17 protein-coding genes are annotated in these 12,436 nt (G+C 66.6%); 13 read left to right on the top strand and 4 right to left on the bottom strand.

The window, feature by feature from the left end; genetic code table 11:
• Positions 1-11 precede the first annotated feature (11 nt).
• Genes BZF59_RS10010 through BZF59_RS09970 form a run of 9 tightly spaced genes read left to right on the top strand, consistent with a single transcriptional unit; the run spans position 12 to position 5,095 of the window.
• Entirely contained in the window at positions 12-734 is a 723-nt protein-coding gene (locus BZF59_RS10010; protein ID WP_245806101.1) for a pyridoxine 5'-phosphate synthase, read from the top strand.
• A gap of 2 nt (positions 735-736) precedes the next feature.
• Positions 737-1,021: a pyridoxal phosphate biosynthetic protein gene (locus tag BZF59_RS10005; protein ID WP_086608102.1), complete on the top strand. Its 285-nt coding sequence runs from the start codon at positions 737-739 to the stop codon at positions 1,019-1,021.
• Positions 1,018-1,419: a holo-ACP synthase gene (acpS, locus tag BZF59_RS10000; RefSeq protein ID WP_086608101.1), complete on the top strand. Its 402-nt coding sequence runs from the start codon at positions 1,018-1,020 to the stop codon at positions 1,417-1,419. Before BZF59_RS10005 ends, acpS begins: the two co-directional genes overlap by 4 nt.
• Before the next feature lie 11 nt (positions 1,420-1,430).
• Complete coding sequence (gene lepB / locus BZF59_RS09995; RefSeq protein WP_086608100.1) at positions 1,431-2,333, top strand: signal peptidase I; 903 nt, start codon at positions 1,431-1,433, stop codon at positions 2,331-2,333.
• A 20-nt stretch (positions 2,334-2,353) separates the two neighbouring features.
• Positions 2,354-3,502: a DUF3089 domain-containing protein gene (locus BZF59_RS09990; protein ID WP_086608099.1), complete on the top strand. Its 1,149-nt coding sequence runs from the start codon at positions 2,354-2,356 to the stop codon at positions 3,500-3,502.
• Complete coding sequence (gene ruvX / locus BZF59_RS09985; protein WP_086608098.1) at positions 3,484-3,972, top strand: Holliday junction resolvase RuvX; 489 nt, start codon at positions 3,484-3,486, stop codon at positions 3,970-3,972. The genes BZF59_RS09990 and ruvX overlap by 19 nt, the downstream gene beginning before the upstream one ends.
• Positions 3,973-4,170 (top strand): hypothetical protein, encoded by a 198-nt coding sequence (locus BZF59_RS09980; protein WP_086608097.1) that lies wholly within the window; start codon positions 3,973-3,975, stop codon positions 4,168-4,170. It abuts the gene before it with no gap.
• 54 nt (positions 4,171-4,224) lie between these two features.
• A complete protein-coding gene (locus BZF59_RS09975) occupies positions 4,225-4,707 on the top strand; it encodes a PaaI family thioesterase (protein WP_086608423.1) in 483 nt (160 codons plus the stop codon).
• Complete coding sequence (locus BZF59_RS09970) at positions 4,700-5,095, top strand: PaaI family thioesterase (protein WP_086608096.1); 396 nt, start codon at positions 4,700-4,702, stop codon at positions 5,093-5,095. Before BZF59_RS09975 ends, BZF59_RS09970 begins: the two co-directional genes overlap by 8 nt.
• Positions 5,096-5,133: 38 nt before the next feature.
• Here the strand turns inward: BZF59_RS09970 and BZF59_RS09965 are convergent, their stop codons facing one another.
• The 3 genes from BZF59_RS09965 to cobS form a co-directional block, all read right to left on the bottom strand.
• A complete protein-coding gene (locus BZF59_RS09965; RefSeq protein ID WP_086608095.1) occupies positions 5,134-7,317 on the bottom strand; it encodes a transglycosylase domain-containing protein in 2,184 nt (727 codons plus the stop codon).
• A gap of 46 nt (positions 7,318-7,363) precedes the next feature.
• Positions 7,364-8,224 (bottom strand): hypothetical protein, encoded by an 861-nt coding sequence (locus BZF59_RS09960; RefSeq protein ID WP_086608094.1) that lies wholly within the window; start codon positions 8,222-8,224, stop codon positions 7,364-7,366.
• A 69-nt stretch (positions 8,225-8,293) separates the two neighbouring features.
• On the bottom strand, positions 8,294-9,283 hold the full coding sequence (cobS, locus tag BZF59_RS09955; RefSeq protein ID WP_086608093.1) for a cobaltochelatase subunit CobS: 990 nt from the start codon (positions 9,281-9,283) through the stop codon (positions 8,294-8,296).
• Between the two features lie 115 nt (positions 9,284-9,398).
• Between cobS and BZF59_RS09950 the strand changes: the two genes are divergently transcribed.
• Positions 9,399-10,238 (top strand): oxygenase MpaB family protein, encoded by an 840-nt coding sequence (locus BZF59_RS09950; protein WP_086608092.1) that lies wholly within the window; start codon positions 9,399-9,401, stop codon positions 10,236-10,238.
• Here BZF59_RS09950 and BZF59_RS09945 read toward each other — a convergent pair.
• Positions 10,235-10,918, bottom strand: a complete 684-nt coding sequence (locus BZF59_RS09945; protein WP_086608091.1) for a winged helix-turn-helix transcriptional regulator — start codon at positions 10,916-10,918, stop codon at positions 10,235-10,237. The two genes, BZF59_RS09950 and BZF59_RS09945, sit on opposite strands and share 4 nt — an antisense overlap.
• 67 nt (positions 10,919-10,985) lie before the next feature.
• Between BZF59_RS09945 and BZF59_RS09940 the strand changes: the two genes are divergently transcribed.
• The 3 genes from BZF59_RS09940 to aac(6') are packed head-to-tail and all read left to right on the top strand — an operon-like array spanning position 10,986 to position 12,436.
• A complete protein-coding gene (locus BZF59_RS09940; protein ID WP_086608090.1) occupies positions 10,986-11,357 on the top strand; it encodes a DUF1428 domain-containing protein in 372 nt (123 codons plus the stop codon).
• A 33-nt stretch (positions 11,358-11,390) separates the two neighbouring features.
• Positions 11,391-11,993 carry a glutathione S-transferase family protein gene (locus BZF59_RS09935; protein WP_086608089.1) on the top strand — a complete coding sequence of 201 codons (603 nt, stop codon included), beginning with the start codon at positions 11,391-11,393 and terminating at the stop codon, positions 11,991-11,993.
• Entirely contained in the window at positions 11,990-12,436 is a 447-nt protein-coding gene (gene aac(6') / locus BZF59_RS09930) for an aminoglycoside 6'-N-acetyltransferase (protein WP_086608088.1), read from the top strand. Before BZF59_RS09935 ends, aac(6') begins: the two co-directional genes overlap by 4 nt.

The following is a 12,436-nucleotide window of genomic DNA, read 5'->3' as shown; positions in this document are numbered from 1 at the left end:
ATCCCCTCAGATTGGGCGTCAACATCGACCACGTCGCCACGATCCGCAACGCGCGCGGCGGGGATCATCCCGATCCGGTGCGCGCGGCGGAGATTGTCGCAGCGGTCGGCGGTGACGGGATCACCGCGCACCTGCGCGAAGATCGCCGCCACATCCGCGACGAGGACCTCGCCCGCATTCAGGCGGCGACGAACCTGCCGCTCAATCTCGAAATGGCGGCAACGCCCGAGATGCTCGCCATTGCGCTGCGCCACAAGCCGCACGCCGCCTGCATCGTCCCCGAAAAGCGCGAGGAGCGCACCACCGAGGGCGGGCTCGACGCGGAGGGGATGCACAACACGTTGGCGCCTATCTGCGAGGAACTGCGCGCCGCGGGCATCCGCGTCTCGCTGTTCATCGAGGCGGACGAGCGCCAATTGGACGCCGCGCTGCGCCTCGGCGCGCCGGTGGTCGAATTCCACACCGGCGAGTATGCCCACGCCTTCCTCGATAATGACGCCGAGCGCGTGACCCGCGAATTGCGCCGCATCACCGACATGGCCGCGCTCGCCACCAAGAACGGGATCGAGCCGCACGCGGGCCACGGCCTCACCTTCGACAACGTCCAGCCCATCGCGGCCATCCCGCAGATCGCGGAACTCAACATCGGCCACTATCTGATCGGCGAGGCGGTGTTCGTCGGCCTCGAAAACGCGATCCGCCGGATGCGCGAGCTGATGGACGAGGTGCGCTAGGCGTGAGCGAGCCCGAACTCCCCACGCTCACCGGTGCGCAGAAGCGCTGGGCCTTGGCCGCCGCCGCGCTGTTCCTGCTCGCGGTCGGCTTTCTCGGCTTTGCACTCAATACCGGGGTGATGCAGGTCTTCGCCGTCGGCTGGGTGGCGCTGATGATCTTCGGCTTCGTCGGCGCGTCCCGGGTGGCCAAGGGCGACTTCGCGCACCCGCTGTTCAAGGCGCAGGTGATGCTCCACGTGGTCGCGGTGGGCCTGCTGGTGGCGGTGATTATAAGGGCGCTCAAATGATCATCGGCATGGGCAGCGACCTCTGCAATATCGAGCGGATCGGCAATTCGCTCGCCCGCTATGGCGAGCGGTTCGAGAACCGCGTCTTCACCGATGTCGAGATCGCCAAGGCGCGCCGCCGCCCCTTCACCATCGCGGGCACCTACGCCAAGCGTTTCGCCGCCAAAGAGGCCTTCTCCAAGGCGGTCGGCACCGGGTTCAAGCGCGGCGTCTTCATGAAGGACATCGGCGTCGTCAACGCCCCCTCGGGCGCGCCGACGCTGGCGCTCACCGGCGGGGCGGCTTTGCGGCTTGAAGAAATGACGCCAAAAGGCCATGAGGCGCGCATACACCTGACGCTTACCGACGATCACCCCTGGGCGCAGGCCTTCGTCATCATCGAAGCCGTTCCCCTTTGAAGAGCCCTCCCATGGCAACCCCCATCGCAACCGACGAAAGCCCGAGCGTGACTGACAGCGACGCATCCGACAAGGTCAACTGGCTCGCCGAAATCCGCGGCCTTGCGCTGATGCTGCTGGCGGTGCTGGCGTTCCACAGCCTCGTCGCCAAGCCGTTCTACATCCCCTCGACCTCGATGATGCCGACCCTGTGGGTGGGCGACCGGCTGGTGGTGAGCAAATATCCCTATGGCTGGTCATGGGCCTCGGCGAGCTTCCACCTGCTGCCGCGCGGCAGCTGGCGGATCTGGCCGGCGACGCCGCAATATGGCGACATCGTGATCCCTGTGCACCCGGATGAGGATATCGACTACATCAAGCGCGTGGTCGCCCTGCCGGGAGACCGGATCGCGGTGAAGGATGGCGTAATCATCCTCAACGGCAAGCCGATCCAGCGCGAAGTCGTGCCTCAGGTGCGCCTGCCGTTCGAGCCGGAGCTGATGTGCCGCGACGAGAGCGGCGAGCGCGCGTGCCTTCAGGCGTTCGAGCAGTATCGCAAGACCGGCCCCGACGGGCGCGACTATTTCGACCCGCCCACCTGGCGCGAGACCCTGCCAAACGGCGCGACCTACCTCACCATCGATTACCGCGATCAGGATCTCGACAATTACGACGAGATCACCGTGCCTGCGGATTCGGTCTTCGTGATGGGCGACAACCGCGATCTTTCCGCCGACAGCCGCGCACCGGCGATTGCCGACGGTCTTGGCGGGCCGGTGCCGATGGCCAATATCGGCGGGCGCGCCGAGTTCATCACTTTCAGCCTCGACGGGTCGACCACCTGGAACCCGGCAAGCTGGTTCTCCAGCCTTCGCGGCGACCGGGCGTGGACGACGCTGCGCCCCGCGCTGGCCGAGGGCCAGGCCGCCAAGTGAGCTGACGAGACACATCGGCCATGGCCCGCAAGTTCCTCTACTTTGTCGCTGCCTGCATCGTGCTGGTGATCGCGGGCGGCTTTGCGCTGGCGCTGTTTCCGGCGCAGCTGACCAAGTGGGCGACGGTGCCTTCGGTCGACTTCACGCCCGTAGCACCGATGCAGGCCAATGCGTGGGAAGACCCCGCCCTGTGGTATTCGCGCCCCGGCATCGGGGTGAGCGACCCGGCGCGCTGGCAGCCGGCCTATGCCACTGATCGCGGCATGCTGCCCACCCCCGCCGATCCGCCCGCGCGCGCCTTTGCAGTCTTCTTCATCCATCCCACCAGCTATGTGAACCGCACCAGCTGGAACGCCCCGCTCGCCAATGGCGGCGACCCTGAAGCCGAGCGGATCGCGCGCATCTATCTGCGCGGCATGGCGAGCCCCTTCAATGCCGCCTCGGAAATCTGGGGCCCGCGCTATCGTCAGGCGACGATGGGCGCCTTCCTCACCGACGCGCCCGAGGGCAAGCAGGCGATCGACGCTGCCTATGCCGACGTGCGCGAGGCGTTCCGCTATTTCCTGTCCTCGGTCGATCCGGACATGCCGATCGTGCTGGCGGGTCATTCGCAAGGGTCGCTGCACCTCAAGCGCCTGCTGGCCGAGGAAGTGCAGGCTACGCCCGTCGCCGCGCGGCTGGTGGCGGCCTATGTGATCGGCTGGCCGGTTTCGGTGGAGCATGATCTGCCGGTGATCGGCTTCCCGGCCTGCGCCGTGCCCAACCAGACCGGCTGTATCATCAGCTGGTCGAGCTTTGCCGAACCGGCCGATCCGGCGCTGGTGCTCGAAGCCTATGGCAAGACCCCGGCGCTCGATGGCGATGCGCCGGGTAACAGCCCGATCCTGTGCACCAATCCGCTCACCGGCGGCGTCGGAGGAACGGCTCCCGCCAGCGCCAATCTCGGCACGCTGGTGCCCGAGGCAACGATGGAGAGCGGCACGCTTGTCCCTGCGCTGGTCCCCGCCCGCTGCGCGCCCAGCGGCCTGCTGCTGATCGGCCCACCGCCCGAAATGGGCGCCTATGTGCTGCCGGGGAACAACTACCACGTCTACGACCTGCCGCTGTTCTGGGCCAACACCAAAGCGGACGTGATCCGGCGGGCGGACGCGTGGACACCGCCGGCCTGATCTTCGAAGACGCGCGCGCCTTTGGCGAGGCTGTGGGGGAAGCGGGCGGCGCGCTGCTCGGGCTCGACCTCGGCACCAAGACCATCGGCACCGCGACCTGCGATGCGGGATGGCGCTTTGCCACCAACGGCACCACCATAAGCCGAGGCAAGTGGGGCCGCGACCGCGAGACGCTGGCGGCGCTCATCAAGAGCCGCTCGATCCGCGGCATCGTGCTCGGCCTGCCGCGCAACATGGACGGCTCCGAAGGCCCCCGCGCGCAGGCCAGCCGCGCCTATGCCCGCAACTGCGCCGAGGCCTTCTCCCTCCCCGTCTTGCTGTGGGACGAGCGCTGGTCGACCCAGGCCGCCGAAGCCGCGATGATCGGGCAAGACATGAGCCGCGCCAAGCGCGCCGCCGCGATCGACAGCCATGCCGCCGCGGTAATCCTGCAAGGCGCGATCGACCGGCTGGCGGGGGGTATTCTCTAGATGGTGGACGATGCGGTCGGCGAGGTGATCGGCGGCGCGGTTGAGGTCGCCGCCGAGGTTTTGGGCGACATTGGTGCAGATGTCGCCGCAGATGCCTTCGCTCCCGACCGTCGCCGTCGCCGGGGTTGCTGGCGGCTGTTCCTGATCGTGCTGGTGATCGCAGCGATCGTCGGCATCGTCATCGCGGTGATGCCCTAGGCCTGCCAATTCGACCATTGCGCGCCGCGCATCCTTGCCCCTATGCGCCATGCCATGACCACGCCCCCGTCCCCCCGGTTCGATGCGCGCGAAGCCTCCAAGTGGTTCTTCCGCCACGGTCACACCGGCTGGCTGGGCCTGCGCTTCACCGATCAGGGCGACAATTGGGTCGAGCTCGAACTGCCCTGGCGCGAGGATCTGCTGGGGGATGCCACCCGCCCGGTGCTCGCCTCGGGGCCGATCATCAGCCTCATGGACATGGCGAGCGGCATGGCGATCTGGCAGACGCGCGGCACCTTCGCGCCGGTTGCCACGCTTGACCTGCGCGTCGATTACCAGCGCCCAGCGCGCGAACGGGCGAGCGTGCGCGGGCGGGTCGAATGCTATCGGCTGACCCGCTCGGCGGCCTTCGTGCGCGGGATCGCCTATGACGATGATCCCGACGATCCGGTCGCCCATGTCGCGGGCGTCTTCATGACCATCGGCGCCGATCCGCGCTCCACGAACCCGGCGGTGCAGGGAGGCGGCGATGCCTGAAGGTCTGGAGCTGCCCGCCTATGCCCGCTCACTCGGGATCGTCGCGACCGGCGAGAGCGAGGGCGGAATGCCTGTCCTGACGGTCGATTTCGGCCCGCTGGTCGAAGGCCGCCCGCAGCATTTCCACGGCGGAGCGACCGCGGGACTGCTGGAGAATGCGGGCTATGCGGCCCTGCGCACCGCGCTGCTGGCGGCGGGGCGCGATCCGGTGATGAAGCCGATCAACATCACCGTCCAGTATCTCGCGGCGGGCAAGTCGCAGGCGAGCTTTGCAGTGGGGCGGATCACCCGGCTGGGGCGGCGCAATGCCAATGTCACGGTGGAAGCCTGGCAAACCGACCGCGCGCGGCCCATCGCCACGGCGGTCATGAACATCCTGATGGTCTGAGCCCCGCTTCGACCGGGGCGCTCACCCGCCGCGCCGGATCACGGCGGCGGCTGCGCGCTTGGGGCAGGCGCGGGCTGGATCACCACCCCGCCCCCGTCGAGCCGCAGTTCGATCGGCACGCCTTCCTGCCGCAAGGTCATGCCCTCGCGGTCGACCTGGAGGCTGGTGCCGTCCTCGCCGAGAGGAATCTCGCCGCCTTCGATCACGTCGAGCGGCTGGACCGGGCCTTCGGGATCGGGAGTGTCCTCCGCCACCGGCGCGGGCGCGGCGTCGATCTTGAGCGCGGCGCGCATGAAATCGGCCCAGATCCGCGCGGGCAGACTGCCGCCGGTGATGCCGCCCAGCGGGGTGTTGTCGTCATTGCCGACCCACACCCCCACCACCAGATCGCCCGCATAGCCCACGAACAGCGCGTCGCGGTAATCCTGAGTCGTGCCGGTCTTGCCATAATTGGCGATGGGCAGCACGGCATTGCGCCCCGTCCCCCGGTTGATCGCGGCGCGCAGCATCCCTTCGAGATCCTCGTGCGTGCCGCTCGACATGCTGTCGGTGCGGGTGGTCAGCCATTCGAGCCAGCTCTGCTCGCCGCGCGGGAAAGCATGGGGTTCGACCGGATATTCGTTGGCGGCTATCCCGGCATAGGCCGCGGTCAGTTCCATCAGCGTCATCGAGGAGGTGCCGAGCGCGAGGCTCGGGTCGCCCTCGGTCATTGGCGAAGAAATGCCCAGCCGCCGCGCGGTGCGGATCACCTTCTCGCTGCCCACCGCCTGAAACAATCGCACCGCCGCGACATTGCTCGACCGGGCAAAGGCGTCTTCCAGCGTGATCTGGTCGGAATATTGCTCGCGCGCGTTTTTCGGGCGGTAGCTGCCCTGCGTTATCGGGGTGTTGGGGATGGTGTCGTCCGGCTCCCACCCGTTCTCCAGCGCGGCGAGATAGACGATGGTCTTGAAGGTCGATCCCGGCTGGCGCTTTGCCTGCGTCACGCGGTTGAAGGGCGATTTGCGGTAATCACGCCCGCCCACCATCGCCACGACCTCGCCATTGCGCCGCATCGCCACCAGCGCAACCTGTGCCTTGCCCAGCGGCGCGCGGCCGACGATCCGGCTGGCGAGCGCCTGCAGCCGCGAATCGAGCGTGGTGGTGAGCGTCTGCTTCGAATAGCTCGCCTCCATCCCCTCGCGCGCCAGCGGCAGCGCCCAGTCGGCGAAATAGGTGCCGGTCGGCAGGTTATCGTCGCGGGTGCGCACGTCGATGCGCGGATCGGGCAGCGCGTCCGCCTCGGCCTTGGTCAGATAGCCGACATCGACCATCGACTGGATCACCAGATCCATGCGCTTCTTCGCCTTGTCGTAATGCTTCGTCGGCGCATAGCGCGACGGCGCCTGCAACAGCCCCGCCAGCATCGCCGCCTGTTCGGGCCGCAGCTTTTCGGGCTGGCGGTAGAAATAGTGCAGGCTGGCGGCGCGCAAGCCATACTGGTTGTCGCCGAAATAGGCGTTGGAGAGGTAGCGCTCGAGAATCTCGTCCTTGGTCAGCCAGCTCTCCATCCACAGCGCGATCAGCGCCTCGCGCGCCTTGCGGCTGACGGATTGCTCAGGGGTGAGGAAGGTGAACTTGGCGAGCTGCTGGGTGATCGTCGAGCCGCCGCCATAGCCGGTCCACGCCGCCCGGGCGATCCCGCGCGGGTCGATCCCCCAATGCGAATAGAACCGCCGGTCCTCGATCGCGAGGAAGGCTTCGACCACGTGCGGTGGCAGGTCGGCGACCTTGACCGGAGCCTCCACCACCGCCCCCTGCCGCGCGATTGGCGTGCCGTCGCTGGCGAGCAGCGTCACCTGCGGCGGCGCGATGGGCTCAAGGCTCTTGGAAAGCGGCGCGGTGATCGCCAGCCAGCCGATCAGCGTGACGAAGAGCGCCAGCGCCGCCAGCACGCCCCGCCCCGTCCACCACCACTTGCTGCGCGCGCGCCAGTAATCGCGCTGCCACCACCTGAGGCGGCGCTTCTCGGTAACGACCAGCGCCTCGTCGATTTCGCCGAGCCGCGCGTCCCATGTCTCGTAATCGGGCGTGGCCGAGACCTTGGGACGCGGGAGATCGTCGTCGTCCTCATCCTCAATGGGGCGCGAGGATTCATACAGCGGGAAGTACCCGGCAGGCCTGCCCGCGCCTTCGGGCGTATCGGCACGGGAGCCTTTCCAGAATCGATCAAACAGCGCCATGGTCGACGCTGTGTTATCAGGATAGGACACTTGGGGGCAAGAGGGACTAAAGCTTGCGCTTTTCGGGAATGGGATAGACCCGAACCTCGTCGCTGACCTGTCGCCAGCGAATCCGCGCCGAATTGTCGCGGCGGTTGGTTTCGAGCAATTCGATCTCGATCCCGGCAAAGGGGCTGTAGGCCGACTTTTCACCGACGGCGAACACGTTCTTGCGGTTCAGCGTGATGTCGCCCATTCGCAGCGAATCGAACTGGTCGACCCATTCATCGTCGATGAGGATCTTGAGCTCCAGTTCGACCCTATTCTCCCTGACAGTCGCCAGGCTGAGGAACGCCGAATTCCCCTCCCCGATAAACGCGCCGCGCTTTTCCTCGTAGCGCTGTGCGGGGATTTCGCCCAGGTCGATCACCTTCGTGCCATATCCGAGCGCCAGCGCGCGATCGAGCTGGCCGTCTCCGGCGCTGTCTTCGAGGCACAGCTGGCCGTCGCGCAGGCTCTTGGTCAGGTCGTTGAGCTGCTGGAGCAGGATGGGCAGCCCTTCGTTGCGGGCCTTGTTGCGCGAGCGGACGCAGAACGGCTGGCGCCAGATATCCGTCTCGCCAGCCTTCCTGACCATCACCCGCGGCAGCAAGGTGCCAGCCTTGATGACGGTCTGCTGGCCGCGGAACGAGAGTGTCACGTCCTCATCAATGCGTGTGGACGAAGGCCAGAGCAGCGGGAACAGCAGGACGATGCCGATTTCCTCGAACACCTCCTCACCGCTCCCTGCCATGGCCGGCACGAAGACGGCCGGAACCTGCCGGAATTCGACATCGGGGCCATCGGCCTCCTGCGCTACCAGCGGGCCAGCCAGAAATGCAGCGGCGAGAGCCGCCAGACCTGAACCGAGCGCGCCGCGCATGATCATTTTTTGCCCCCTTCAACGTCAGGGCAAAAATAGCCGGACGCGGCCCGGCGTCAACGCGAATTCAGGCGATTACCGCTTCTTCGCCGCGCCTTCCGGCAGGTCCTCGCCGAAGACGCGCTGGTAGTATTCGGCCACCAGCGTGCGCTCCGCCTCGTCGCATTTGTTGAGGAAGCTCAAGCGGAACGAGAAGCCTACCGAACCGAAGATCGCCGCGTTCTGCGCCCACGTGATCACGGTGCGCGGGCTCATCACGGTCGAGATGTCGCCGTTGATGAAGCCCTGCCGGGTCAGTTCGGCCACCTTCACCATGTCCGCGATCAGCTTGTCGTCGGCGTCCGGGGTCTTGGACTTGACGATCTGCTGCTCAACCTCGGGCTTGAGGTAATTCAGCGCTACGACGATGTTCCAGCGGTCCATCTGCGCCTGATTGATCGCCTGCGTGCCGTGATAGAGCCCGCTGGTGTCGCCAAGGCCCACGGTGTTGGTGGTGGCGAAGAGCCGGAACCACGGGTTGGGCGTGATCACCCGGTTCTGGTCGAGCAGAGTCAACCGGCCATCGAATTCGAGGATGCGCTGGATCACGAACATAACGTCCGGCCGCCCGGCGTCATATTCGTCGAAGGTCAGCGCCACCGGGTGCTGGAGCGCCCAGGGCAGGATGCCTTCCTTGAATTCGGTGACCTGCAAACCGTCCTTCAGCACGATCGCATCGCGCCCGACGAGGTCGATGCGGCTGATATGCGCGTCGAGATTGACGCGGATGCTCGGCCAGTTGAGGCGCGCGGCGACCTGTTCGATATGGGTCGACTTGCCGGTGCCGTGATAGCCCTGCACCATCACGCGGCGGTTGTGCGCGAAGCCTGCGAGGATCGCCAGCGTGGTGTCGGGATCGAAGACATAGGCGCCATCGGTCTCGGGCACGTGTTCGCTGCCTTGCGAGAAGGCGGGCACCTGCCAGTCGACATCGATGCCGAAGACCTCGCGGACATCGACCTTGGTGTCGGGCTGGGTGGGCAAGGCGTTTTCGCCGGCGACAGTGTTCTTGGAAGCTGAAGTCATCGTGGGGTTCGGTTAGAGCGCATGGCGCTTGGCCGCAAGCGGTGGTTTGCTGCCCCGCCCTCGCAAATTGACGAGCGCGTCTTTTGCGGGCCCCGATCGTGCCTATATTCGTTCCATGCCCGATCCGGTCGAATCGCTGCGCCTCAAACTGGTTTCTCAGGTGCGCGGCGTGTTTCACGATGCCAGCGCCGGGCAGACCCCCACCCCGCCGTCTGACGAGGCGCTGTTCGCGCGCGATACGCCGATCCGGCTGGTGCATGCCGATATCGTTGGCATGATGACCGGCGGCGTGCGTGCGCTGCTGCTCCAGATGCTCCACCCGCACGCGCTGCAAGGCGTGCTCGATCACTCCAATTTCCGCGAAGACATGCACGGGCGGCTGCAACGCACCGCACGGTTCATCGCGGTGACCACCTTCGGCCACCGCGACAAGGCCTTGAAAGCGATCGAACGCGTGAACCGCATCCACGCCAAGGTCGGCGGAACCTTGCCTGATGGCACAGCCTACGAAGCGACCAATCCGAGAACACTGGCGTGGGTCCATGTGACCGAAGCGCAAAGCTTCCTTGCGGGCTATCTGCGCCACGTCCGCCCCGACATGCCGGGGCATGAGCAGGACGAATATTACCGCCAGTTCGCGGTGATCGCCCGGATGCTGGGGGCCGATCCGGTGCCCGAAACGCGTGTCGAGGCCGAGCGGATTTTCCGCGAGTTGCGCCACGATCTCGCCACTTCGCCAGAGGCGCGCGAGGTCGCGCAGCTAGTGCTAAGCCAGCGGCCCAAGGGCACGCCGGTGGCGGTGCAGACCATGATCACCGCCGATGCGGTCGCGATGCTGCCCGACTGGGCGCGCCAGATGCTGCGGTTGCAACGCCCGATGCTGACCGCCCTCCCGGCGCGCGCGGCGACCTGGGGCATGGGCCGCACGCTGCGTTGGGCGTTCCGCCAGACCTAGAGTTTCGGAATGTCGAACAGACTGACGAAATCGAGCGCCGCAGCCCGGTTGCCGCTGATCGCGAGCGCCCCGTCCTGTTCCAGCGCCTCGGGGTCGACCTTGCCGTAGAACAGCGCGACCAGCACCTGCGCATCGCGCGCGGTGAAGGCAAAGTCCGGGTCTGCCAGCGGGCGGCGCGCGATCGGCAATTGCCCGCCTTTGAGTCGCGCAAGAAAGGTCTCCCCGGCGATGTCGAAGCCGATCCACGCCTCGCGCTCGCCCGCGCGGGCGGGATCGAACATGGTGCGCAGCGACAGCATCATCGACACCGCGGACATCGGCAGGGTTGGATCGTGCTGCGGCGAGAGCGCGGCCCAGCGCCCGAGCTCCTGCAACAGCGGCTCGGCGCGGTAGCCCCACTCGGTGAGCTCGTAGACCTGCGTCGCCGCCGGGGGCGGCAGCTGGCGGCGGGTGAGCACGCCGCTTGCCTCAAGCCCCGCCAGCCGCTCGGTCAACACCTTGGCGCTGATCGCGGGCAGACTGGCGCGCAAGTCGGAAAAGCGGCGCCCGCCCAGCATCAGTTCGCGCACGATCAGCATCGCCCAGCGCTCGCCCAGCAATTCGAGCGCGAAGGCCGTACCGCAGGCGTCGGCATACCACCTGCCATGCGGCGCCCCCTCAGTTTCTTTTGGTAACTTCATTGTTGCTTTAAGTAACCGATGCGCGCACATTCGGCAAGGATCGAGTCGGCGAGGAGGGAGATCTGCGATGTACGTCCAAGGTTTCGTGATACCCGTGCCCGAGGGCAACAGGGACGCCTACCGCGAAGTCGCCCGCAAGTTCTGGGACATCGCCAAGGATTACGGTGCGCTCTCGCAGATCGAATGCTGGGAGGCCGACGTGAAGGACGGCAGCTCGACCGACTTCCGCAGAGCGGTGAAGGCGCAAGGGGATGAGAAGATCGTCTTTTCATGGATGACCTGGCCCGACCGCGCCACCGCCGATGCCAGCCACGACAAGCTCATGGCCGACCCGCGGATGGAAACCGAATTCGGAGCGCCCGATGGCAGCGACATGCCTTTCGACGGCAAGCGGATGATCTTCGGCGGGTTCGAGCCGCTGTTCGTAGGGGAGGCCTGAGCCATGGCCGCATTCACCTTCTAAACCGTCGCCATGAGCCGCGGGCAGATCGCGCGCTGGGCGCTGCACGAAGCGGGCGCGGATTATCAGCAGGTGGTGTTCGACTGGCCGACACGGCCGGGGATACTCAAAGAGTTGAACCCGATGAACAAGGTGCCCACCTTGGTGCACCATCACGGCTCGCACGATCACGTCGTCACCGAATGCGCGGCGATCAACCATTACCTCGCCGAGACGCACCCCGAAAAAGGGTTGCTCCCTGACGCGCATGACCGCGCGGCCTATTTCCGCTGGCTGTTCTTTGCCGCCGGGCCGCTCGAACAAGCGGTAATCAGCAAGGCGATGGGCTGGGAAGTGCCGGAGGGCAAAGAGGGCATGGCGGGCTTCGGCAGCCTCGACCTCGCGCTCGATACTATCGAGAGCTGGCTCAAGGCCAACGACTACGTAGCAGGCAGCCGCTTCACGATGGCCGATACCTATGTCGGCAGCCAGTTCGTCTGGGGCCTGCGCTTCGGCTCGATCCCCGAGCGACCAGCGTTCAAAACCTATGTCGAGCGCATCACCCAGCGGCCTGCCTATGCCGAGGCCAATGCCATCGATGGCAGGCTGATTGCGGAGGTGCAGGAACGCTCATGAAGGTGCGCGAAGCCACCGCAGCCGATCTTGGGGCGTGGTCCGTGCTGCGCGCACAGCTCTGGCCCGACGATGATGCAGACGCCCACGCCGCCGATATTGCCGAAACCTTCCTGACGGGCGACCCCGACCAGATCGCGTTTCTTGCCGAGGACGCCCGGGGTCGTGTTGTGGGATTTGTCGAAGCCAGCATCCGGCACGACTATGTCAACGGGTGCGACACGTCGCCAGTGGCATTTGGCGAGGGCGCCTTCATCCTGCCCGAAGTACGCGGCACCGGGATCGGCCGCGCGCTGGCCGAGGCGGTAGCAGAATGGGGCCGCGCGCGCGGGTGCGCCGAGTTGGCATCGGATGCGCTGCTGGACAACACCGCCAGCCATGGCTTCCACGCGGCTTTGGGGTTCGAGGAGACCGAGCGGGTGGTGTTCTTCCGCCGGAGGCTCTGA

Source organism: Erythrobacter donghaensis (assembly GCF_002155425.1).
Lineage (GTDB): Bacteria > Pseudomonadota > Alphaproteobacteria > Sphingomonadales > Sphingomonadaceae > Erythrobacter > Erythrobacter donghaensis.
This window is presented reverse-complemented; position numbering and strand designations above follow the sequence as displayed.

Coding starts and splice junctions, on each gene's coding strand:
- BZF59_RS09945 (WP_086608091.1), bottom strand. CDS start 10,918: ATGAAGTTACCAAAAGAAACTGAGGGGGCGCCGCATGGCAGGTGGTAT.
- BZF59_RS09960 (WP_086608094.1), bottom strand. CDS start 8,224: ATGATCATGCGCGGCGCGCTCGGTTCAGGTCTGGCGGCTCTCGCCGCT.
- BZF59_RS09935 (WP_086608089.1), top strand. CDS start 11,391: ATGAGCCGCGGGCAGATCGCGCGCTGGGCGCTGCACGAAGCGGGCGCG.
- BZF59_RS09965 (WP_086608095.1), bottom strand. CDS start 7,317: ATGGCGCTGTTTGATCGATTCTGGAAAGGCTCCCGTGCCGATACGCCC.
- BZF59_RS09980 (WP_086608097.1), top strand. CDS start 3,973: ATGGTGGACGATGCGGTCGGCGAGGTGATCGGCGGCGCGGTTGAGGTC.
- BZF59_RS09990 (WP_086608099.1), top strand. CDS start 2,354: ATGGCCCGCAAGTTCCTCTACTTTGTCGCTGCCTGCATCGTGCTGGTG.
- cobS (WP_086608093.1), bottom strand. CDS start 9,283: ATGACTTCAGCTTCCAAGAACACTGTCGCCGGCGAAAACGCCTTGCCC.
- BZF59_RS09975 (WP_086608423.1), top strand. CDS start 4,225: ATGACCACGCCCCCGTCCCCCCGGTTCGATGCGCGCGAAGCCTCCAAG.
- acpS (WP_086608101.1), top strand. CDS start 1,018: ATGATCATCGGCATGGGCAGCGACCTCTGCAATATCGAGCGGATCGGC.
- BZF59_RS09950 (WP_086608092.1), top strand. CDS start 9,399: ATGCCCGATCCGGTCGAATCGCTGCGCCTCAAACTGGTTTCTCAGGTG.
- BZF59_RS09970 (WP_086608096.1), top strand. CDS start 4,700: ATGCCTGAAGGTCTGGAGCTGCCCGCCTATGCCCGCTCACTCGGGATC.
- lepB (WP_086608100.1), top strand. CDS start 1,431: ATGGCAACCCCCATCGCAACCGACGAAAGCCCGAGCGTGACTGACAGC.
- BZF59_RS09940 (WP_086608090.1), top strand. CDS start 10,986: ATGTACGTCCAAGGTTTCGTGATACCCGTGCCCGAGGGCAACAGGGAC.